Genomic DNA, 22,130 nt, shown 5'->3' with positions numbered 1-22,130 from the left:
GGGGGCGAGGGCGGTTATTGGGGGGTGGTCGTGGATACTTTGCTCACCCCGACATCGGACAGCCGATCTGATACCCTGCCATGATGGACGCGACCGAGGTCCGCGACGACCTGCTGCACCCACTTAAGACCCACTTCGGCCACGAGCGCTTCCGCCCGATGCAGGCGCCGATTGTCGCCGACGCGCTGGCGGGGCGGGATTCGTTTGTGATCCTGCCGACGGGCGGGGGCAAGTCGCTTTGCTATCAGCTGCCGGCGGTGGTGGGGGATGGGGTGACCATCGTCGTGTCGCCCTTGATCGCGCTCATGCACAACCAGGTCGATCTGCTGTCGGCCAACGGCGTGCCGGCGGCGTATCTCAACTCGACGCTTAGCCGGGACGCACAGCGCGACTGCGAACAGCGGGCGCTGGCGGGCGAGTTCAAGCTGCTGTACCTCGCGCCGGAGCGGATCATGAGCAGCTGGGGCCGATCGCTGCTGGCACGGCTGCCGGTGTCGCGGTTTGCGATTGACGAGGCCCACTGCATCAGCGAGTGGGGGCATGACTTCCGCCCGGAGTACCGCATGCTGGGCGAACTGCGGACCGGCTTCGAGGGGCGGTTTGCGGATGTGCCGATCATGGCGCTGACGGCGACGGCGACGCCGCGCGTGGCGGACGATGTGGTTCGGCAGTTGAACCTGCGCGAGCCGACGATTCATCGTGGCGATTTCGAGCGTAAGAATCTGCATTATGTGGTGCGTCCGAAGCAGCAGGTGTTCGAGCATATCTGTCGGTATTTGCGCGATCGGCCGGACGCGGAGGGGATTATCTATTGCCAGAGTCGAGCGAAGGTTGACGACCTGGCGGCGCGGTTGCAGCAGCAGGGTTTTGCTGCGTTGCCTTATCACGCGGGGATGGCGTCGGAGGATCGGGCTGCGAATCAGCAGGCGTTTCTGCATGACGAGGCGAAGGTGATGGTGGCGACGATCGCGTTCGGCATGGGGGTGGACAAGCCGGATGTGCGGTTTGTGATGCACGCCGACTTGCCGCGGCATTTGGAGGGGTATTACCAGGAGACCGGCCGAGCGGGTCGCGATGGGCTGCCTGCCGAGTGCATCTTGTATTACTCGGGCACGGACCGCGCGAAGATCGAGTACTTCATCGAGCAGAAGACCGACCCTGCGGAGAAGGCCCACGCGTACGAGCAACTCGAACAGATCATCCGCTTTGCGAATACGACGGAGTGTCGATGTGTGCCGCTGTTGACGCATTTCGGTCAGGCGCATGAGGGGAATTGTGGGCATTGCGATAATTGCCTCGATCCGCCGAAGATGACCGATGCGACGGAAGACGCGCAGAAGCTGCTGTCGGCCATCGCGCGGACGGATCAGCGGTTCGGGCTGACGTATGTGATCGATGTGCTTCGCGGGTCGAAGGCGGAGCGGGTGATGACCAACGGGCATCATGCGTTGAGCGTGCATGGGTTGGGGAGTCACAAGCCCAAAGCGTATTGGCAACTGATTGCGCAGACGCTCATCAAGGACAACCAGCTTGCGATCACGCCGGACGAGTTTCGCGTGGCTCACCTGACGGAAGCGAGCCTGTCGGTGCTGCGCGGGCAGGCGGAGGTGGAAGTGCCGATGAACCGCGCGTCGGCGTCGTCTGGCCGAAGCGAATCGCGACGGGGGGCGGGGGGGCGATCGCGGATTGAGGATGACACGCCGATTGATGATGCGCTGTTTGAGAAGTTGCGCGGGTTGCGGCGCGAGCTTGCGCGGGAGCAGGGCGTGCCGCCTTACGTGGTGTTTTCCGATGTGGCGTTGCGCGATATGAGCAGGCAGTACCCGACGAGCGATGAGGCATTTCTTGCGGTCAACGGCGTGGGGCAGCAGAAGCTCGCCCGCTACGGCGAAGCGTTTATGGCAGTCATCCGCGAACACGTGGGGTGATGGGGGTTGTCCGTCAAACTTGGGCACTGTGTATGAGGCTGACGCCCACGGCGTCACGCCGTGGGCGTCGAGCAAGCTGTGTGGCACTCATCATCGGGGCACCTGACGCTGCCGACGCGCCTCGTTCTGGGAGGTTCGAAAGTCGGTGACTGGTCGATCTTCGATGAGGTGAACACCGATGGCTTGCAATTCCCCACCGTGTTCGACCACCCGAGCCCACGCTTCCGAATCGAAATCCCAATTTTGGCCGATCTTTTGCGACGAGCCCCCACCTGGACGTAGTTGCACCTCGACCACTTCCCAAATCCAGAAATTAGGCTCCCCCAGAACTTCATCCACCCGAGACAGACTGCGATCGACCGCGATCGGCACCTGCATGGTCAGGATGTAGCGGTCATGCAGCAGCACCTCCGTGTTCCAGGTCATCGCCCGCCTGCCGCCGCCGCTGTGCCCGATGAAATGCTGAATAGGGAAGTCTGCGAACACCTGTTCCATCTCGGCCACGGTCTCAATCGTCGAGCGGCCGGATTCAACGGCCTGCCGATAATTCGCATCGCCGAATCGACCGCATGACGTGTTCATAACCGCGCTCATGCAAAGGGCCAAACAAACCAGCAGCCTGCATGCTGGGCGCAGGCCGGACGGAACCAAACAGTGAATCGCGGCATGGGATGAACTCTCATGGGACAAAGTTGGGACCCCTTTTCCAACCCCGTTGACAGCGTGCCAATGATTATCGTACTGCCCGAACGATGCACACGCATCGGACGCAGCACGCTTCGTGATGCTGTGTGGCATGTCCAGTTTGGTGGGTTGGGGTTGGCCGCGCGAACCGGTGGGGGGTGGAATCCGTCAGGATGGGGGTTCAGGTTGGGGGGCGGGGGGCGTACACTGTGGCGGGACGGACGGAGCCGACGCTTTATGTGGGATGTCAACTGAATGGAAGCTGTTGCGCGACAACTGGTGTGGGTTCGCCGATGGGGGCGGGGGTTGCTGGTCGTGCAACGGCTGGCGCAGTTCGTGGCGGGGGCGCTGGTGGTGATGATGGCGTTGGGGGGGCTGGACTTTCTGCTGCGCCTGCCGACGTGGGGGCGGGTGTTTATTGTGTTGGTGGCGGTGGCGGCGGGGGGGACGTGGTTGTGGACGCAGTTGGGGCGTGCGCTGCGGTTTCGGCCGAGCTTGAGCGACCTGGCATTGCGGGCGGAGCGGTTGTTTCCGGTGTTGCGTGGGTCGCTGGCGAGTGCGGTGGAGTTTTCGCTTCGGCCGGAGGCGTACGCGAGCCCGTCGACGACGGCGGTGCTGAGCGGGGCGAGTGTGAGCCATGTGCGGGAGCAGCTTGAGCGGATTGAGTTGAAGCGGTTGATCGACCCGACGCGGACGTGGCGGGTGCTGGCGGTGCTGTTGGTGGTGCTGCTGGCGTTTGGGGGTGTGTTGCTGGCATCGCCTGGCGGGGCGGCGACGGCGGCGGAGCGTTGGCTGACGCCTTGGACGGGGGCGGAGTGGCCGAGGCGGGTGGAGGTGGTGAATCTGACGGAGGACCGGGTTTGGCCGACGGACGCGCCGCTGCGGCTGCGGGCGGAGGTGGAGCGTGGTCATAGCGCGGGGATGCGGGTGTGGGTGGAGTATCGGTTGTTTGAGCCGACGCCTGACGGGGAACGGCGGGGGCCGCGCGAGAGTTTGCTGATGAGCGAGCAGGCGGGGGCGAATGCGGACGGTGATGGCGGGGCAAGGTATGAACGGCTGATCGATCTGCCGGAGCATCTGCTCGGCGCGGGCGATGCGGACTATCGCGGGACGGTGGAGTATCGACTGATCGCGGGGGATCATCGCACGGAGCCGAGGCGGATTGAGCTGGTGAGTCGGCCGGCGGTGACGGGGGTGACGGCGCAGATCGAGCCGCCTGCGTATGCGGAGGGGTTGGTGGCCGAGCAGACGATTCACTTGCATCGGCAGAGCGGGCAGGTGGCGACGGCGACAGCGCGGGCGGGGAGTCGTGTGACGCTGGCGGTGGAGATGAACAAGCCGGTGGTGATGTCGGGCGATACGGAGGCGGCGCTGGCGACGGTGCTGCCGGGGCTGCCGACGTCGGCCGAGGTTGAGGTGGTGGGAGGCGGCGATGCCGGTAGCGATGGGGCTGATGCGATGCGCTCGTCGGCGGGGGCCGACGGCGAGGCGGTGCAGGCGCGGGCGCTGCTGGTGAGCTTTGTGTTGCGGGAGACGGTGGAGACGCCGATTCAGCTGGTGGACCGGCATGGGCTCGAGAGTCGGTCGGAGCGGCGGTATCGGCTGGAGGCGGTGGCGGACCAGCCGCCGAGCGTGTCGATGGTTGAGCCGGTGTCGGATCAGGCGGTGCTGCCGCGGGCGCTGGTAGATGTGGAGGCGATGGCGCAGGACGATGTGGCGGTGGAGCAGTTGACGTTGGAGGCGGAGCTGCCGGTGCGCGACTCGGCGGATGATGAGGGGGAAGTGGGGACGCGGGAGCTGGCGTCGGAGAGCGGGCGTCAGCCGCAGTTGGCGTTGCGGCATGCGTTGGATCTGGCGGAGATGCACTTGCGGCCTGGCGATGCGGTGGTGCTGTCGGCGGTGGCGGTGGATGTGTACGACTTTGAGGGCGATCGGCATGAGCCGGTGCGGTCGAGCGAGCGTCGGCTGCGGATTATTGATGAGCCGGAGTTTATCGGGCAGCTGCGCGGCGAGCTGTCGGCGGTGCGTCAGCAGGCGCAGCGGATTGACGAGCGTCAGCGGCGGTTGACCGAGGAAGACCCCGAGCCGAGCGAGGCGCGAACGCAGCAGCAGCGGTTGACCGAGCGGGTGGAGGGGCAGGCGTCGCTGGTGGATCGGCTTGAGCAGCGGATGGAGCGGAATCGGCTGGAGGAGCCGGCGCTGTCGGAGATGATGAGCCGAGCGGGTGAGTTGCTGGAGGACGCCCGCGCTGCGAGCGAGGCGGCGGAGCAGCAGTTTGAGCAGGCGGCCGGGGCGGAGGATGCGGACGAAGCGGCGGCGGGGCGCGAGCAGGCCCGCGAACGGCAGGGCGAGGTGCGCGAAGCGCTGGCGGAGTTGGGGGAACTGCTGGATCAGAGCCGTGACGCGCTGACGTTGCAGTTGCGGTTGCGGCAGTTGCTCACGGAGCAGGAGACGTTGGAGGCGGACACACGGCGGCTGCTGCCGCAGACGGTGGGTGAGGACGTGGCGAACCTGCCGGAGGAATTGCAGCAGGCGTTGCGCGAGCTGGCAGAGCAGCAGCGCGAGACGGGGCAGCAGGCGGACGAGCTGGTCAGGCAGATGCGCAGCACGGCCACGGCGCTGAATCGTGAGGATGCGAGCGATCGCGACCGGGTCAGCGGCGAGCTGCTGGACGAGGCGGCGACAATGGCGGAGCGCGGCGGCCTCGGTGAGCAGATGGAACAGGCGGGCGAGGCGATTGATGACAATCAGCTTTCGCAGGCCGGGCAGGGCCAACATGACAGCATGGAGCTGATGGAGCAGATGCTCAGCGAGATGGGTCGCGGGCAGGAGCGGATGCAGGCGATGTTGCAGCGTCGGCTGGATGAGCTGGCGCGGGCGATCACCCGGCTGATCGAGCAGCAGCGGAGTCAGAATCAGCGGGCGGAGGACGCTGAGCGATTGCCCGACCTGGAGCAGGGGCAGGCGGGCGTACGGCGGAACACGATGTCCGTGTCGGATCAGGCGGGGCGGTCGCAGGAGACCGAGGCGGTGGCGACGGTGCTGGATCAGGCGGTGGCGTCGCAGGGCGAGGCGATCGTGTCGATGCGGGCCGACCAGCGGCCGGCGACGCAGGTGGCGCAGCGTGAGGCGCTGGAGCATCTGGAGGCGGCGCTGGAGCGCGTGCGCGAGCAGCAGCGCGAGGCGCAGCAGGAGCAGGCACGGCAGCAGCGGGCGCAGCTTCGCGAGGCGTACGAGCGGTTGGCCGAGACGCAGAAGGACTTGCGCGAGCAGACCGAGGCGGCGGCGGAGGCGGGGGCGCGCGATCGTCGCCAGCGGGCCCGGCTGATCGAGCTGGGGCATGAGCAGTCGGACCTGCGGATCGAGGCGGAGCGGCTGGGCGAGCAGGCGGGCCAGGTGATGATGTTCGAGCTGATTCACGGGCGAATCGATCGCTCGCTGTCGGGCGTGGTGCGCGATTTGCGGCGAGCCTCGGCGGACGCGGCGCTGCAGTGGGAGCAGTCGGAGGTGGAGCGGATGCTACGCATGCTCGCGGCGGTGCTGGAGGACGATGAGCAGGACGCCGACTTCGCGGGCGAAATGGCAGGCGGCGACGGCGGCGGCGGGGGTGAGACGCCGATCGTGCCGCCCGCGGCTGAGCTGAAAATGCTAAGAGAAATGCAGCAAGTCGTTTATGATCGTACGCGAGAGGCGAGCGATCAGGGTCAGGCGCGTGGGCCGGACGCCGTGGCCGACCGTTTGCGTGATCTGAGCAGCGAACAACGCGAACTGTCGGCGGTCGGCGAGCGTCTGATTGAGCAGATGCGACAGATGCAGCAGATGCGCGAGCAGGGGGGCATGCCGGGGCCGGGGGGACCGGGGGGGCCTGATGGGGGAGATGGAGCGGAGCAGTGATGATGCGCGATTTTTCAATGGCGGGCCGAAGGCGATGCAATCCGCGATCCGCGATCCGCGATCTGCGATTGCGACCGAGCCGGGCGGTGGGGGTGAGTGTGGTGGTGATGTTGGCGATGGTGCTGCCGACGGGGGCGGTGGCGGATGAGCCGACGTTGGATGAGTTGCTGGAGATTGAGCCCGGTCAGCCGGCGGAGCGTGAGGCGGAGCCGGAGCGGGACGCGGAGCGTGAGGCGGTGGAGCGGCCGGGGGTTGATCTGGAGGACGATATTCGCCGAATGCTGCGTGGCGAGGAGGTCGCCGACGCGTTTGAGCAGGCGGTGCGGCAGATGGATGGCGTGGCCCGTCGGCTGGGCAGCGACCTCGACCCGGGTCTGGTGACGCAGCGGGAGCAGGAGTCGATTCTCGCGAAGCTCGATCAGGTCATTGAGGCGGCCCGCCAGCAGCAGATGAGCCCGCAGGGCGGCGACGGCGACGGTGATGGCGATGATCAGCAGCAGGCGCGCGACCAGGATGCCGGTGCGGAAGACCTCGCTCAGCAGGCCCGCGATGCCCAGGCGGGCGAGGCCGAGGGTCAGGCCGGGCAGGCCGAGGGCAGCACAGCGGCGGGGGATGATGCTTCGCCGGGCAGTGTCGTTGAGGCCGAGCAGGGCGAAGGTGCGTTGGAAGAGCTCCGCCGGGAGTGGGGGCAACTTCCGCCGCGATTGCGTGATGAAATTTCGGAAGGGTTGCAGGAACGGTTCAGCCCGGCCTATCGTTCCATGACGGAGGCGTACTACCGTCGGCTGGCCGAGGAAGACTGAGGAAGGCTAAGGATGGGGAGATTTTCGACAACGCGTGGGCGTGGGGATTACGCCAAGACGCCAAGTCGCCAAGCCGCCAAGGGGAAGGCGGAGGCGAGAGGTGTTGAATCATGCGTTGGCACTGAGCTGAAAAACGATCTGAAATCCCTGCGTCACTGTGGGCTTTTTACTTTTTCTTGGCTTTCTCTTCTTGGCGTCTTGGCGTCTTGGCGCCTTGGCGTAACCGCCTTGGCGTTCGTTCTCTCGATGAGCCTGGCGAGTCCCGCCATGGCTCAGGACGACATGACAGTCGGCCCGGGCTTTACGGAGATCACCGCGGACGCGCGCGAGGCGGTCGAGCGCGGGCTGGCGTACTTGGCCTCGGTGCAGTCGGACGATGGCAGTTGGGGCGGCGACCGCTATCCGCGGAACGTCGGCATCACCTCGCTGGCGTGCATGGCGTTTCTGGCGGACGGCCATCTGCCCGGCCGAGGCCGCTACGGCAGGCAGGTCGAACGCGGGCTGGAATTCGTGCTCGCCAATGCCAGCGAGTCCGGCCTCATCGCGGCGGATACGTCGCACGGCCCGATGTACGGCCACGGGTTCGCCACGCTCTTCCTCGGCGAGATCTACGGCCAAACGCAGGACCCACGCGTCCGCGACGTGCTGCTCAAGGCAGTGCGACTCATCGTCAACACGCAAAACGACGAAGGCGGCTGGCGGTATCACCCCATCCCCCTCGACGCCGACGTGAGTGTCACCATCACGCAGGTGCACGGCCTGCGGTCGGCACGCAACGCCGGCCTCCACGTGCCCCGCGAAACCATCGACCGCGCAATCGCCTACGTCAAAGCCTGCCAGAACCCCTCCGACGGCGGGTTCCGCTACATGCTCAACGCAGGCGGCTCGGCCTTCCCCCGCTCGGCGGCGGGCGTGGCGACGCTGTACTACGCCGGCGTTTACGAAGGCGAAGCCATCGAGCGTGGGCTCGACTACATGCAGCGCACCGGCCGAGGGCTCAGCCACGGCGGGGGCGGGCATTTTTACTACGGGCAGTATTACGCGGCGCAGGCGATGTTCCTCGCCGGCGGCGACCACTGGCGGCAGTGGTATCCCGAGGCCCGCGACCAACTTGTGCGCAATCAGAACAACGACGGCCGATGGGCCTCGAACCATGGCGACGCCTACGCGACCGCGATGAGCCTGCTTGTTTTGCAAATTCCCAACCGGCTTCTGCCGATATTCCAGAGGTGAGCATTGTGATTTCGGATTTCGAATTTCGAATTTCGGAACCCGCCCGGTCGTCCCCCGCGAACGGCCCGACAGGCGATCCTGCCCCAAATCCGGAATCAAATCCGAAATCAAATCCGAAATCCGAAATCCGAAATCCGAAATTCCTACTCCTTGTTCTGCTGCTGCTGCCATTCGCAACTCCCCTCCCGCTACACGCGATGACGCCCGCCGAGCTGGTCGATGACGAGCTAAAGCGTGAGCAGGTCGCCATCACCAGTTTGCAAAACGGCACGCTGAGCTACTTCGACAGCGAGCGTCGGCTCCAGCAGGAGCGCGTGCAGGCGTTTGTGCAGCTTGACGCCATCGGCGGCCGATCGGCGTCGCTGTCGCCCGGCGAGGCGGTGGTGGAGCTGACCGACGGCCAGCGGTTCGTCGGCGAATGGCGTGGGGGAGCGTCCGGGGGAGCTTCCGGGGGGGAGTCGTTGCGATGGGAGCACCCGACGCTGGGCACGATGACCTTGCCGCTGGATCGCCTGCGGGCGGTGCGCTTCCGCACGCTTGACGGCTGGGACGCCGAGCCGATCGCTCATGGGCCCACCCCCGCGCAGGACACGGTGACGCTGGTCAACGGTGACGAGCTTCGCGGGTTCGTGCTCGAAATGACAGACGATGCGGTCGTGTTGCAGCCGGACGGCGGCGACGAGCCGTGGTCGCTGCCACACGCGCGGATTGCGATGCTTCGGCTGGCCAACCCGGACGAGCCGCCGGCGACGGGGCATCAGGTCATGGTGCTCGGCGACGGTAGCCGGGCGCATGTAACCGGGCTGGCGATCAGCCGCGAGCAGGTGCAGTTCGCATCGGGCCTGCGTGATGACGGCGAGCGGGGCGAGATGGGGCTTGATGACCTCGTTGGCGTCGATTTCACCGCCCACGGCCGACGGCTCGTGCCGCTGGTGGACCAGCCCATGACCGTGATCGAAGGCGGCGAAGTGTTCGGCTTGCCCACGCCGCCGCGCACCGTGGGCAAGCGTCTCCGCCTCCAGGCGCCGATCGTCGTGCAATTCGAGCTGCCCGAGTCGGCTCAGCGATTCGCGGCCGTGGCCGAGCTCGCCCTCGACGGCGATGCCCCGGCCCACCTGCCCGACTGGGCCGACTTCGAAGTCATCGTCCAGCAGGGCGACCACGAGCAACGCTACCGCCTGCACGGGTCGCAACGCGAAGTGTCGATCAACCTGGCCCTCGATGACGCGACGCTCCGCCTGGAGCTCGACCCCGGCGTCAACGGCCCGATCCTCGACCGCCTCCAGCTCCGCGACGCGGTCCTGCTCATCCACGAGCCCACCGACCCCAGCCCCGCCAGCGACGCGGGTCTGTGATGGTGGATTTCCCGTAATCTCGAATGTTCCGATCGAAGTCTGAAGCCCACGGCGTCACGCCGTGGGCGTCTATCGCACTTGGGTTCATCGGGTTTGCAGCAAGTATGTCTGGCGCGGATGAATCGGTTATGCGGGCTCATGCGTACAACCTGTGGATAACGGGTGGACGAATCGGACCCTGTTTGCCGATCCAGTCAATGCTGATGTGTATAAAATTACCGGACTCTAATGCTTCTTGTGTGTAATAAACCCTTATATTTTGCGTTCTTACAGAGTTATCCGCATTGATGTGGATTACTTCAAGCTACAGGCCAAGCTTGGGCGATAGATAGGGGTAGAACTGGAACGCGTGCCTCCCCGCTCAAGGACGAGCCCCGAAGGCGACCGAGTGTCGGTCGTCAAGCCCGGCCCACTAACGGAGGGCGGGAAGCAAGCAAGTGCCAGGGTTGCCAGGAGTACCGCCATGAGTGACATTGGACGGATCAGTCAGCCGGGGGCGAGCGCCTTCGGGCACAACAACGGCCGGATCCCGCCCGGCTACCAGAACTCGGCCGCACCCGCCGCTCAGGCGCGGCGGAACGATCAGGTCGAGTTTTCCGACACGGCCCGCCTGCTCAGCAAGCTCAATGAGATGCCTGAGATCCGGCAGGAGCTTGTCGACCGCGTCAAGCAGGAAATCGCCGACGGCAGCTATGAAACGCCTGAGAAGATCGAAGTCGCCGTCGACGCCATGCTCGAAGATCTCGGCTGATTGATCGACAGCCGAGCTTGGGAAGTTCGACTTTTGCCTCTTCCTCCTCCGACCCGTCGCATCCTCGCGGCGGGTTTTTTTTATGGCTGCGTTTTCATGTCTTCATCTGCGTCGACGCCCGCGGCGCGACGTCATGGGCGTCTGTCTCGTGCAGCGCCCGGACATGGTGACATACCGAGTTGGCGAGCTCTTCCAGGTGATAGCCGCCTTCCAGCAGCGAGACCAGCCGCCCGCGGCAGTGCGTTTCCGCCACCGCGCGCAGCTCGCGCGTCAGTTGGCCGAAGCCTTTGGGCGTCATCAGCATGTGGGCCAGCGGATCACGGGCGCTCGCGTCGAAGCCGGCGGACAGCAGCAGAAACTGCGGGTCGAACGCTTCGAGCTTCGGCAGCACCTTCGATCGCAAAGCGTTGAGGTAAACATCATCGCCGCTGTCCGGCGGGAGGGGGACGTTGAGGGTGTAGCCCTCGCCGGCGTCTCGGCCGGTTTCGTGGGCGTGGCCCGTGCCGGGGTAGAGGTGGCGCGGGTCCTGGTGCATGGAGATGAACAGCACGTCGCTTCGGCGTTCGAACAGGTGCTGCGTGCCATTGCCGTGGTGGACGTCGAAGTCGACGATCGCGACCCGCTGCAAGCCGTGGCGGCGGATGAGATACGCCGCGGCGATGGCTACATGGTTGAACAGGCAAAAGCCCATCGACAGGTTCGCCTCGGCGTGATGGCCCGGCGGGCGCATGGCGCAGAAGGCGTTGTGCAGCTCGCCCGCCATGACCGCATCGACGGCCGTGATCGCGCCGCCGGCGGCGAGCTGGGCGATCTCCGCGCTTTGCGGGCAGGTCGTCGAGTCCGCCGAGTCGATGTAAGGCTCGCCCGCCTCGCACGCCGCGAACACGCGCTCGACATACGTCGGAGTGTGCACCAGTTCCAGCCACCGCCGATCCGCCAGGCCGAACGGCAGGGGGGCGAGCGCGTCGAGCAGGCCGCGCGCCTGAAGCTGATTGTGGATCGCCAGCAACCGGTCGGGCCGTTCGGGATGGCCCGGCCCCGTGTCATGCTGAAGAAACCGCTCGCTGTAGATCAGACCCGTACGCATGGCAACTTTCATTATTGCTGCATGTTCCCCGCTTGGCGATGAAAAAGCCAGTGATCGCACGGTTTCAGATTCGGTTCGGCGGGCGCCCCGATAGATCGCGTTTAGCCCCGCCGCCCACGGCGGGGACGGGAAGCGTCGGTATCATGCCCTGCATGTCCACGCCACTGACCCGCTTCGCCGTCGGCTGCATGACCGGCACGAGCCTCGACGGGCTCGACGTCGCGCTGGCCCGACTCACCGGCCGCGGCCGCGACCTCACCGCCCGCTTCATCGCCCACCACAGCCAGCCGCTGCCCGATCACCTCCGCACCACGTTGCATAGCTTCGCGGTCGGCCAACCCCATCCGCCGATCGACTACCTCCGCGCCGCCCGCGAGCTTGGCGCGCTGCACGCGACCGCGGTGGCCGAGCTATGTCAGCAGCATCTACCGAGCGATGCCGCGCTTGCCTTCGTCGCCGCGCATGGGCAGACCATCTGCCACGCGCCTGCCGAGCGATTGAGCTGGCAACTGTTCGATCCCTGGCCGATCGTTCGCAAGCTCGACGTGCCGGTCGTTTACGACATGCGCCAAGCCGACCTGATCGCCGACGGCGAAGGCGCGCCGATCACGCCCATCGCCGACTGGGTGATGTACCGCGACCCCGAGCAGCCGCGCTTCATCGTCAACCTCGGCGGCGTCTGCAACATCACCACCTTGCCCGTCGACGCCGCGCCCGACCACGTCGCCGGCGGCGATGTCGGCCTCTGCAACCTGCTGATCGATGGCGTCGTGCAACGCCTCTTCCCCGACAAACGCTATGACCACAACGGCGAACTCGCCGCAGCGGGCCGACCCGTTCAATTGACCGATGACCTCTGGCATGAAGCGCTCGCCGAGGCCGACGCACGCACGCTCGGCCGCGAGCAACTGCAACCCCACGACATCGACCGCCTGCTCGATCGCCTACGCCCCGATCACTCCCCACAAGACATCATCGCCACGATGGTCGATACGGTCGCCATGACCGTCGCGCTTCACACCAGCGACGTCGACCAACCCTGGCAGATCGTGCTCGCAGGCGGCGGCGCTCGCAATCCCGTGCTCGTCGAGCGCATCCGTGATCACGTCGACCCGGCCCACGAGGTATTGCTCACCGACGAGCTGGGCATCCCCAGCGAAGCCCGCGAAGCGATCGCCTTCGCAGTGCTCGGCGGCCTCTGCGAAGACGGCCTGCCCATCACGCTGCCCAGCGTCACCGGCAGCACCCGCCCCGGCGTCGCGGGCACGTGGGCAGGGGTGAGATGAATTTCGAATTTGGAATTTCGGATTTCGGATTTGGGAATTGGAGTCCGGAGTTGCGTTTCCGCCCGCCAGAGGCGCTAATAGAGTCATGACCGTTCACGACACAACAAATTCGAAATCCGAAATTCCAAATTCGAAATTCCCCGACCGCGGCCACCTGCTTACCGAGCAGCGAAACACCTCCACCGCGGCGATTGACGCGCTCTCGGTCGAGCAGGCCTTGCGTGCGATCAACACGCAGGACATGAACGTGCCGCGCATCGTCCGCGATGCCATCCCCGCCATCACAAAGCTCGTTGAAACCGTCGTCGAACGCATGCGACGCGGCGGCCGACTCGTTTACATCGGCGCGGGCACGTCCGGCAGGCTCGGCGTGCTCGATGCCAGCGAATGTCCGCCCACCTTTCACACCGACCCCGACCAGGTCGTCGGCCTCATCGCCGGCGGCGACAACGCCCTTCGCCAATCCAGCGAAGGTAAAGAAGACGAACACGACGGCGCACACGCGGAGCTTCGTCGCATCCGCCTCAACGAAAACGACACGCTCGTCGGCATCGCCGCCGGCGGCACGACGCCTTACGTCTGGGGCGCCCTCGCGTACGCCCGCGAGCAGGGCAGCGCGACCGCGCTGATGACCTGCGTGCTCGCCAAAACGCTCATGACCCGCGAGCGTGCTCCCGTCGTCAAAGCCAATCAACCGATCGCGCCCCCGGCCCCGCCGCGCCTGCCGGTCGCCATCGATCACATCATCGAACTGCCCGTCGGCCCCGAAGCCATCACAGGCTCCACGCGCATGAAAGCCGGCACCGCCACCAAGCTCGCGCTGAACATGATCTCCACTGCCACGATGATTCAGCTCGGCAAGACGTGGGGCAACCTCATGGTCGACCTTCGCGCGACGAACGCCAAGCTGCGCGATCGTGCCCTGCGCATCCTCATGCATCAAGCCAACCTCGCCCACAGCCAGGCCGAAGACCTGCTCGACACAGCGCAAGGCTCCGTCAAGCTCGCGCTCGTCATGGCCCGCCTCGACCTCAGCGCTCACGACGCCCAGCGCCGCCTCGACGAATCAAACGGCCAACTCCGCCCCCTCATCGGCCCCCCCCGCTGATTAAAGACATGCCCCTCACCACTCCGCCCCCCCGAAGCCCACGCTCTGCGAGCGTGGGTCTCCCCCACACCCCTCACTCCGTCGGCGGCGCCGCATACCACACCAGATCAATCTGATATTGCGGGTCCATCTCCAGGTCGCTCCCGCGCCGTTCCAGTTGCAGCGACCACACGCCGACGTCCGGCATTTGCTCGTACAGCTGCTTCAAAAATCGTTCCACCGCATAAAAGCTGCCATCGCCCGCGACCTGCACTGGCACCGTGCGATAGTGTTCGTTCGTCGTCGCTCTGCCGGGCCTGACACCATTGACCGCCAACCCCGCGCCGCGCGCCATTTCCGTCAACTCCGCCACCCGCCGGTTCAGCGCCGACAACGGCTCCAGCCGTAGCGCGTTGTCCGCCACCTCGCGCTGCACCTGCACATACTTACGGCGAACCTCCATCAGCGACGCGGTGAGCATCGCCACTTCGTCCTGTTCCGTGACGACTTCGCGCGACAGCGCCTGCTGCTCTCGCCGCTGTTCCAGCAGCGGATGCACACCTACCGCGTACAGCAGCCCGGTCAGCGCCAGGCACATCGCGACGCCCACGCCGTCGATCGTCCGCCGTGCGTTCCCGCCGTCCGCCTGATTCAATTTGAAGTTCATCATCTCATACCTCCATCATCCCCCGGATCACACCCCCGGATGCCACACCCTCACGGCGACAACTCACACTCCATCCGAAACCCCACCGCGGTCGATTCGCGAAACGGCTCGCGACGCGTATCGATCAGCGTCACATTGTCGAACAAGCCCGCCCGCTCCAGCCGCAACACAAACGCCGACACCGCCGCCTGGTCTCGGCCGATGCCCGACATGCGCAGCCGATACTGGTTCTGATTCGACGCCTCGTCCCCACGCTCCAACGACGCGCCGGTTCGCGACACCGGCTCAAGCCGCAGCGTCGACAACATCACATGGTCGCCCAACTCCCCCGCCAGCAGGCGCAGCAGCAGCGACCAGTCCGGCTGACTGCCCACCGATCGGCTCGCCGCGAGCGTGACCTGCGCCTCAGCCAGCTTCGGCTTCAGCGCGTCGATCTGCTTGCTTGTCTGCGTTGCCTCGTCGCGCAGTTCCGCCAGTGTCTCCGCCGCCGCCCGCTCCGGTCCGCCGAACATCACCTGCGTCGCGGCCCACGCGCCGACCATCAGCACGGCGTACATCGCCACGCCGAGGCCCCAATGTCTTACATATCTTCGTCGCCGCCGCGCCTCGCGACGCCACGCCGGTATCAGGTTGATCGCTTTCATTACGCCGCCTCCTCGCTTTGGCCGTCCGCCTGTCGCGGATACATCGCCAGGCCCAACGCCACGCTCAACGACGCCTCCGCCGACTCGTTCAGCCCGCGAACCGTCGGCTGGCAGATCGCGCTCGGCGTCATCACCACCGCCTCCATCTCCAACGCCTGTCCCAACTGCTCCGCCAGCCCGCGAACCATCGCGCCGCCGCCGCTTAGCAGCAGTCGATCCAGCGTGGCGTTGGGGTATTGATGCGTCGCGTAACTCACCGACAGACGCAATTCCTGCACCAGCGCATCAACATGCTGCTCCAACGGCCCGCGTAGCCGCTCCGCCAGCCGAAGGTCGTCCGGGTCGACCGTGTCGCTGTCGCGCGACAGGCCCACCTGCCCGAGCAGGTAATCAATCACCGGCTGCTCCAACGCCTGCTCGCGATGAATCATCTCACTGAGCGCGTGCATCCCCGTCCCGCCGAGCGTGCGCTCATACACCACCGACGCGCCATGCAGCAGCACAAAGTTCACCCCCCGCCAGCCGATGTCGATCGCCGCCGCCAACGGTTGTTCCGCGGTCATCCAAGTTCGCGCCGCTCGGCAGAGCGCCCAACCCTCCGCATCCAACGCGAGCACCTCAAAGCCAGGCCACTCCAGCGCATCCAGCAACGCCTCGGCATGCTCATGCCGACACGCCGCCGCCATCACCGGCGTGACATCCGGCTTCGCTCCACTGGGCAGATCCCAGTACGCCACTTCCAACGCGTCCGCATCCACACGATGCGTGCGTGCCATCTCCGCGGTGGCAATCTCCGTCAGCGGCGCGCCCGACCCTCGCGGCGGCAGCGTCAACAAGCTCGTCATCAATGACTCGCTCGGCACCGTGGCCACCAGCTCACGCCCCACAAACCCCCGCCGATCCAGCACCGTCATCAGTCGGCAGGCCTCGTCCGCCGAAAAGACCTCCGCCGGCGACTCACGTTCCAACACCAGCCCGGCCGACAGCTTCGCCACGCCATCTCTGCCATACGACAACTGCGCCGCCTTCACGTATCGGCTACCAATGTCCACCCCGATGGCAGACCGCGTTGTCGAAAAAGAAAACACCATGGCTTCACCTTTACCCGTTTCACCCCCGTACACTTAGCCCCCTGCCGACGCCGTCAGATCGAACAACGGCAGGAACATGCTCAACGCCACCACACCCACCAGCACGCCGAGCACCACCAGGATCACCGGTTCGAGCAGGCTTGTCACCGACCGCAACGTCACTTCGTTTTCATCATCGAGAAACTCCGCCATGTTCAGCAGCAGCGGGCCGAGTTGCCCCGTCGACTCGCCGCTGCGCATCGCTTCGTACACCGACGGGTTGATCAGATGCACATCGTTAAACGCCGTGCTGATCGGTTCACCGCTGGTCACCGCATCTTCCGCCCGCTCCATCAGTCGTACGTAATGCACGTTGCCCGCAGCTCGGCGGGTCAGGTCCATCGCGTCGAGCAGCGGGACGTGGCTCATCACCAGCGTGCCCATCAGCCGAGCAATACGCGCCGTGACAAACCCGCGCACCATGTTGTTGATCACCGGCACGCGCAGCACCACCGTGTCGAACGCGACCTTCCCCTGCGCCGTACGCAACCAGCTTCGCAAACCAAAGCCGCCCGCGATCAGTCCAAGCAATATCACCCACCACCACACGCGAAGCACGTCGGACGTGGCCATCATCAACTGCGTGCTCGGCGGTAATGGCACGTCCAGCGATTCAAACAGCCCCGAAAAGCGCGGCAGCACGAACATCATCAGCAACCCCAGCACACCACCCGACACGACCAGCAGCAAAATCGGATACGCAAGGCCGCCCACAATCGTGTTGCGCACCTTTTGTTGCCGCTGCACCAGCGTCGCCAGTCGTTCGAGCATTGCCGGCAGCTTGCCGCCCGACTCGCCCGCACGAATCAGCGCCCGGTACACCGTGTCGAAGCAGTCGACGTGGTATTCCATCGCGTCCGACAGTGACGAGCCTTCTTCCACGCGTTGCTGAATGTCGCGCAGCCGTGCCTTCCACTGCTCGTCACGGCTTTGTCGTTCCAACGCGCCCAATGCATCCACCAACGGCGTGCCCGTGCTGAACAGCACGTGCATCTGCCGGGTGAACACCGTCAGGTTGCGAATCCGTCGGCTGGCCCCCATCCGCCGCCGCGCGACCGTCTTGCTCGCGGCCGCGATCGCGGTCGGCATCGCTCGGCCTGTGGACCGTACCGGCGACTTACCCGCTTCCGACAGGCCCGTCACGAACAGGCCCTCCGCGCGCAACTGCTGGTAGGCTTCGTCGCGCGAGCCGACTTCAATCGTGTCGCGCACCGCCTTGCCTGACTTGTTGTAGGCCTGGTACGCCAGTCTCATGCCGCCCCCCGTGATTCCGTTTCATCCACCGTCGGCGACTCGCCCGCCGAAGCCGGTTCCGCCGCAGCGGCAGCCGGGGTCGGCTCCTCCGCGCCCGGCTCGTCGTCGCAATGCGTTACGCGAAGCACTTCCTCCAGGCTCGACTGGTGATCGAGCGCAATCATCACACCCTCTTCACGCAGCGTCTTGAACGTACCTTTGGTGCGCAGTTTCGTACGCAACTCGTGCGCCGCCGCCGCGTGGTGAATCAGCCGACGAATGCCCGGCGTGATCTCCATCACTTCGTAAATGCCAATCCGCCCCTTGAACCCGGAGTTGTGACATTGCTGACAACCCGCCCCTTTGCGGAAGCTTCGGCCGGCGTGCGCCTTCAGCCCCGCATCTTCCAGCACCTGTTCCGAGGGGTAATACTTCGTCTCGCAATGCGGACAGATGGTTCGCGCCAGCCGCTGCGCCACCACGCCATTGATCGCGCTGCTGAGCAGGTAAGGCTCGATGTTCATATCCACCAGCCGCGCCACCGCGCCCGGCGCGTCGTTAGTATGCAACGTGGCGAGCACGAGGTGTCCCGTCAGCGCCGCCTGCACCGCGACGCGAGCCGTCTCTTCGTCGCGGATCTCGCCGACCATGATGATGTCCGGGTCCTGCCGAAGGATCGACCGCAGCGCCCGCGCGAACGTCATGCCGATCGAGCTTTGCACCTGGATCTGGTTGACCATGTCCAGTTGGTATTCGACCGGGTCTTCCACCGTGACCAGATTCCGCTCAGGGCTGCGCAGCAGGTCGAGCGCCGAATACAGCGTCGTCGTCTTGCCGCTGCCCGTCGGGCCGGTGACGAGCACCAGGCCGTGTGGTCGCTTGAGCACGCGCTTGAACGCCTCAAGGCATTCATCGCGAAAGCCCAGGTCTTCCATCTTCACATGCAGATTCGTCTTGTCCAGAATACGAATCACCAGCTTTTCACCGAGCAATGTGGGGATCGAGCTGATTCGCAGGTCGATGTCCCGGCCTTCCGCGACCAGACGCACACGGCCTTCCTGCGGCAGCCGTTTCTCCGCGATGTCCATCTTGCCGATGACCTTCACACGCGACGTGATCGCGGCGTGCATGCCGGCGGGCGGTTTCATCAGATCGCGCAGCACGCCGTCGATGCGGTAGCGAATACGCGTGCCGTTGCGCGACGGCTCGATGTGAATGTCGCTGGCCTTGTCGCGAATCGCCGTCAGCATCGCGACGTTGACCAGGTTGATGATCGGGCTTCCCGCGACCATCTTCTCCAGGTCCGTCGCCGGGCCTTCGTCGGTCGCTTCGCGCTCGATGACTTCCACGTCCTGCTCGACCAGCGACGTGAGAAACGCATCGACGTCAACATTGCCCCCCGCGTACTTCTTGAGAAACTCCTCGATGTTGCTCTCAAGCGCGAGCACCGGCCGAATCTTGCGACACCCCGTCACATTCCGCAGCAGGTCGATCGTCGGCAGCGAATGCGGCTCCGCCATCGCGACCGTCAGCGTGTCGTGCACCTTGAACATCGGCACGACCATCAGCCGTTCGCATTCCTCTTCGCCGACCAGTTGAATTGCCGCCGGGTCGATCAGGCCGTGCCGTAGATGACAGCCCTTGATGCCCAGGCAACTCGCCAGTGCGTGCACCAGCGTGCCCGTGTTGATCACGCCCTGGTCGACCAGCATCTCGCCGAGCTTCTGGCCGGACACTTTCTGCTCAGCCAACGCCTGCTGCAACTGCTGCTCGGACAGCGCACCCTGTTCGACGAGGGCTTCACCGATACGGCGTTTACGCGGCATGGCTCGGCGTGCATCGCTCACAAGAAACTCCTCACCGCGGAGTGCGCGTCTTCGTATTGCTCGAACAGCGACGCCATCTCCGTCAGATCCAGCACTTCGCGCAACGTCTCATTCACCGCGCAAAGCTTCAGCGACTGCCCCGATTTCACCAGTTCGTCATGCGCCTCGGCGAGCACTTCCAGCCCGCGCGAGTCCACGTACGGCACGCCCGCGACGTCCACCACAAACCGCCCCATGCTCCGATCGCGCACCGCCAGCAGCCGACTCTTGAACTGCTCAGCATCCTGCTGCGTCAGCGGCCCCGCCGGGCGAAGCACCGTGACCGCACCTTTTTTCTCTTCCTGAATCTGCATGGTGTTATTTGGTGATCCGGCGATTTGGAGATTTGGTGATGTTCCCGAGCGGCAAGCAAACGACCGTGATACGTCGATCCGCCGTCGTACTCGTCTGCACATCACCAAATCGCCAGATCACCAAATCCCCAAATCTCCTATTCCGTCGCCGTCGCCGCGTCTTCGCGGGCCGGCAGGGTGAGCGTGAACGTGCTGCCCTGGTCGATCTGGCTGTCCACGTCGATGTCGCCGCCGTGCAGTCGAGCCACTTCGCGCGCCAGCGCCAGGCCCAGGCCCGAGCCGGTGATGCCGGCGATCCGCTTGTCCTTCGCTCGATAGAAGCGATCGAAGATGCGCAGCTGATCTTCCGGCGCGATCCCCATGCCCGAGTCGGTCACTTCAACGCCAAGCTTCTCTTCCTCGGCCACCACGCTCACGTTGACCCGCCCGCCTTCAGGCGTGTACTTGATGGCGTTGCCGACAAGGTTGTGTAATGCCATCGACAGCTTGTCGCGATCGCCCTGCACGATCGGCAGCTTCGGCGGAATCTTGAACGAGATCGCAATCTGTTTTTCGTCGGCGGAGGGCTTGTACTCCGCTTCGATCGCGTTCAACAACGTGTCGATGCGCACATCGTCCTGTTGAATCTGCATCGACCCGGCTTCGATCTCCGCGACGGAAAGCATGTCGCCGACCAGTCGTTCGAGGCGGAACGTTTCCTGGTTGATCACGTTGAGGCATTTGGCCCGCGTTTGCGGTTCGACCTGCTCGCCGTCTTCGATCAGCGTTTCCATGTATAGCCGAATGTTGGTCAGCGGCGTACGCAGTTCGTGCGTCGCCTGCGCGACAAACTGTCGCGACGACTGCTCCGCCACCCGCTGTTGGGTGACGTCTTCGAGCACGACCATCGCGGTCGCGCCATGGCTGCCGCGCACCGGGTGCACGCTGATGCGCAGCACGCCGACGTTATCGTTTTCATCTCGTTCGATTTCGCGCGTGACCTTCCGCCGAACCTGGCCGTTGGCGGTCTGTTCGATCAGTTCGGTCAGTTCGTCGATCTGGACCACATCGCGGACGGCCTTGCCGTGCATCTGCTCTCGGCCGACCTGGAGAAACACGCTCGCGGCATGGTTGGTGTAGCGGATGCGCTGATGATCGTCGACCAGCAACAGCCCCTGCGACACGGCGTCGCACGCCTGCGCCAGATCGCCGCCGCCGAGGTCGCCGGTCAGCGCTTCTTGCACGGTGCGTACTTTCGCCGCTTCGCGAAGTTGCTTCCGCTCGGCCAGCAGTTCATTCCACGCGACGGCTTCGTCGCCCAGCCCGTCGGCGACCGCCAGCGCCGCCTCGGCTCGCTCGCCTTTGCCCATCGCCAGCAGCGCTTCACGAATCACGCCCACCGCCTGCAGTCGGCCGCGGAATCGGCGGTATGTCAGCAACAGCGCAAGCATCCCGCCCGCGCCGATCACACCCACACCCGCCTGCGCTTCCCAACTCGATGTCCCCAGCCAGGTGTCCGCGTTAAGCTCGGCGATGATCTCCAGCCGGGCAACGCCCTGCGTGCCCACCTGCATCGGCCGTTCGACGACCAGCAGGCCGACGCTCTGCGCGGTGGTCGGTTGATCGAAGTTGACCACATCTTCATGCGACCACTGCTCGGGCAGCGACTCAAGATTGATCCGCCCGGCGTCGGCGTCGGCGACGACCGTGCCGTTGGGCAGCACGATGCGCGCCCGTTCGAGCCGATGCGTTGCCGACGCGTCCATGATCATTCGTCTCGCCGCGGTCAGTTCGCCCTGGCTGAGCAACGCTTCGCACGCGTCGGCGAGCAGGTCGGCGGTGGCGGTCACCTGCGACTCTCGCGCCTGGGAAAGCGTCTGCCGCTGGGTCTGCATCATCCACACGCCACACGCCAGCAACGTGGCCACGAGGATGACCGCCAGCGAAAGCGACATCGTCGCGATGGTCGACTCGCCACGCTGCAGCCAGCGTCGGCCGGGACGCGAGGCAGGGCTTGGCCTGGTATCAATTGACTGATCGCTCACGGAACCTGTCCCCTCTGTGCAAATGGTGACACAGACGGGTTATCGACGTTTTACAAAGGTGCTTTTAGTCCGACCGCGCCGGTTATGCTTTTCAGGTAGTTTTCAGACGCGTCGAAAGGGCGGTGTGTCGCGGGGCTGTCCGATA

The 22,130-nt window shown here is 65.4% G+C and carries 17 protein-coding genes; 8 read left to right on the top strand and 9 right to left on the bottom strand.

From position 1 onward, the window contains the following. Positions 1-80 precede the first annotated feature (80 nt). Positions 81-1,928, top strand: coding sequence for a DNA helicase RecQ (gene recQ, locus ACERK3_01010; GenBank protein ID MFA9476861.1), 1,848 nt, complete (start codon positions 81-83; stop codon positions 1,926-1,928). A 90-nt stretch (positions 1,929-2,018) separates the two neighbouring features. Here recQ and ACERK3_01005 read toward each other — a convergent pair whose 3' ends face one another. Beyond that, positions 2,019-2,726 carry a hypothetical protein gene (locus tag ACERK3_01005; GenBank protein MFA9476860.1) on the bottom strand — a complete coding sequence of 236 codons (708 nt, stop codon included), beginning with the start codon at positions 2,724-2,726 and terminating at the stop codon, positions 2,019-2,021. Between the two features lie 141 nt (positions 2,727-2,867). Here ACERK3_01005 and ACERK3_01000 point away from each other — a divergent pair, with 141 nt between their 5' ends. The 5 genes from ACERK3_01000 (at position 2,868) to flgM (ending at position 10,648) form a co-directional block, all read left to right on the top strand. Further along, positions 2,868-6,506 (top strand): hypothetical protein, encoded by a 3,639-nt coding sequence (locus tag ACERK3_01000; protein ID MFA9476859.1) that lies wholly within the window; start codon positions 2,868-2,870, stop codon positions 6,504-6,506. Continuing rightward, positions 6,506-7,309: a hypothetical protein gene (locus ACERK3_00995; protein ID MFA9476858.1), complete on the top strand. Its 804-nt coding sequence runs from the start codon at positions 6,506-6,508 to the stop codon at positions 7,307-7,309. Before ACERK3_01000 ends, ACERK3_00995 begins: the two co-directional genes overlap by 1 nt. 267 nt (positions 7,310-7,576) lie before the next feature. Then, complete coding sequence (locus tag ACERK3_00990) at positions 7,577-8,542, top strand: prenyltransferase/squalene oxidase repeat-containing protein (GenBank protein ID MFA9476857.1); 966 nt, start codon at positions 7,577-7,579, stop codon at positions 8,540-8,542. 197 nt (positions 8,543-8,739) lie between these two features. Next, positions 8,740-9,897 carry a hypothetical protein gene (locus ACERK3_00985; GenBank protein ID MFA9476856.1) on the top strand — a complete coding sequence of 386 codons (1,158 nt, stop codon included), beginning with the start codon at positions 8,740-8,742 and terminating at the stop codon, positions 9,895-9,897. A gap of 463 nt (positions 9,898-10,360) precedes the next feature. Beyond that, positions 10,361-10,648 carry a flagellar biosynthesis anti-sigma factor FlgM gene (gene flgM / locus ACERK3_00980; protein ID MFA9476855.1) on the top strand — a complete coding sequence of 96 codons (288 nt, stop codon included), beginning with the start codon at positions 10,361-10,363 and terminating at the stop codon, positions 10,646-10,648. A 94-nt stretch (positions 10,649-10,742) separates the two neighbouring features. On the opposite strand, the gene ACERK3_00975 is transcribed toward flgM, so the two are convergent. Next, positions 10,743-11,735 carry a histone deacetylase family protein gene (locus ACERK3_00975; GenBank protein MFA9476854.1) on the bottom strand — a complete coding sequence of 331 codons (993 nt, stop codon included), beginning with the start codon at positions 11,733-11,735 and terminating at the stop codon, positions 10,743-10,745. Between the two features lie 152 nt (positions 11,736-11,887). Between ACERK3_00975 and ACERK3_00970 the strand changes: the two genes are divergently transcribed. After that, positions 11,888-13,021, top strand: coding sequence for an anhydro-N-acetylmuramic acid kinase (locus tag ACERK3_00970; GenBank protein ID MFA9476853.1), 1,134 nt, complete (start codon positions 11,888-11,890; stop codon positions 13,019-13,021). Positions 13,022-13,106: 85 nt separating this feature from the next. Beyond that, positions 13,107-14,129 (top strand): N-acetylmuramic acid 6-phosphate etherase, encoded by a 1,023-nt coding sequence (locus tag ACERK3_00965; GenBank protein MFA9476852.1) that lies wholly within the window; start codon positions 13,107-13,109, stop codon positions 14,127-14,129. 73 nt (positions 14,130-14,202) lie between these two features. Here the strand turns inward: ACERK3_00965 and pilO are convergent, their stop codons facing one another. From pilO to ACERK3_00930, 7 genes are all read right to left on the bottom strand, one after another. Then, entirely contained in the window at positions 14,203-14,778 is a 576-nt protein-coding gene (gene pilO / locus ACERK3_00960) for a type 4a pilus biogenesis protein PilO (protein MFA9476851.1), read from the bottom strand. A 47-nt stretch (positions 14,779-14,825) separates the two neighbouring features. Next, complete coding sequence (locus ACERK3_00955) at positions 14,826-15,419, bottom strand: PilN domain-containing protein (GenBank protein ID MFA9476850.1); 594 nt, start codon at positions 15,417-15,419, stop codon at positions 14,826-14,828. Continuing rightward, on the bottom strand, positions 15,419-16,510 hold the full coding sequence (pilM, locus tag ACERK3_00950; GenBank protein MFA9476849.1) for a pilus assembly protein PilM: 1,092 nt from the start codon (positions 16,508-16,510) through the stop codon (positions 15,419-15,421). Before pilM ends, ACERK3_00955 begins: the two co-directional genes overlap by 1 nt. A gap of 33 nt (positions 16,511-16,543) precedes the next feature. Next, positions 16,544-17,803: a type II secretion system F family protein gene (locus tag ACERK3_00945; GenBank protein ID MFA9476848.1), complete on the bottom strand. Its 1,260-nt coding sequence runs from the start codon at positions 17,801-17,803 to the stop codon at positions 16,544-16,546. After that, positions 17,800-19,629, bottom strand: coding sequence for a GspE/PulE family protein (locus tag ACERK3_00940; protein ID MFA9476847.1), 1,830 nt, complete (start codon positions 19,627-19,629; stop codon positions 17,800-17,802). Before ACERK3_00940 ends, ACERK3_00945 begins: the two co-directional genes overlap by 4 nt. Further along, positions 19,626-19,961, bottom strand: coding sequence for an STAS domain-containing protein (locus ACERK3_00935; GenBank protein ID MFA9476846.1), 336 nt, complete (start codon positions 19,959-19,961; stop codon positions 19,626-19,628). Before ACERK3_00935 ends, ACERK3_00940 begins: the two co-directional genes overlap by 4 nt. 137 nt (positions 19,962-20,098) lie before the next feature. Next, positions 20,099-21,985 carry a sensor histidine kinase gene (locus tag ACERK3_00930; protein ID MFA9476845.1) on the bottom strand — a complete coding sequence of 629 codons (1,887 nt, stop codon included), beginning with the start codon at positions 21,983-21,985 and terminating at the stop codon, positions 20,099-20,101. Between the last annotated feature and the right edge of the window lie 145 nt (positions 21,986-22,130).

It is taken from the genome of Phycisphaerales bacterium AB-hyl4 (assembly GCA_041821185.1).
GTDB classification, from domain to species: domain Bacteria; phylum Planctomycetota; class Phycisphaerae; order Phycisphaerales; family Phycisphaeraceae; genus Natronomicrosphaera; species Natronomicrosphaera hydrolytica.
This window is presented reverse-complemented; position numbering and strand designations above follow the sequence as displayed.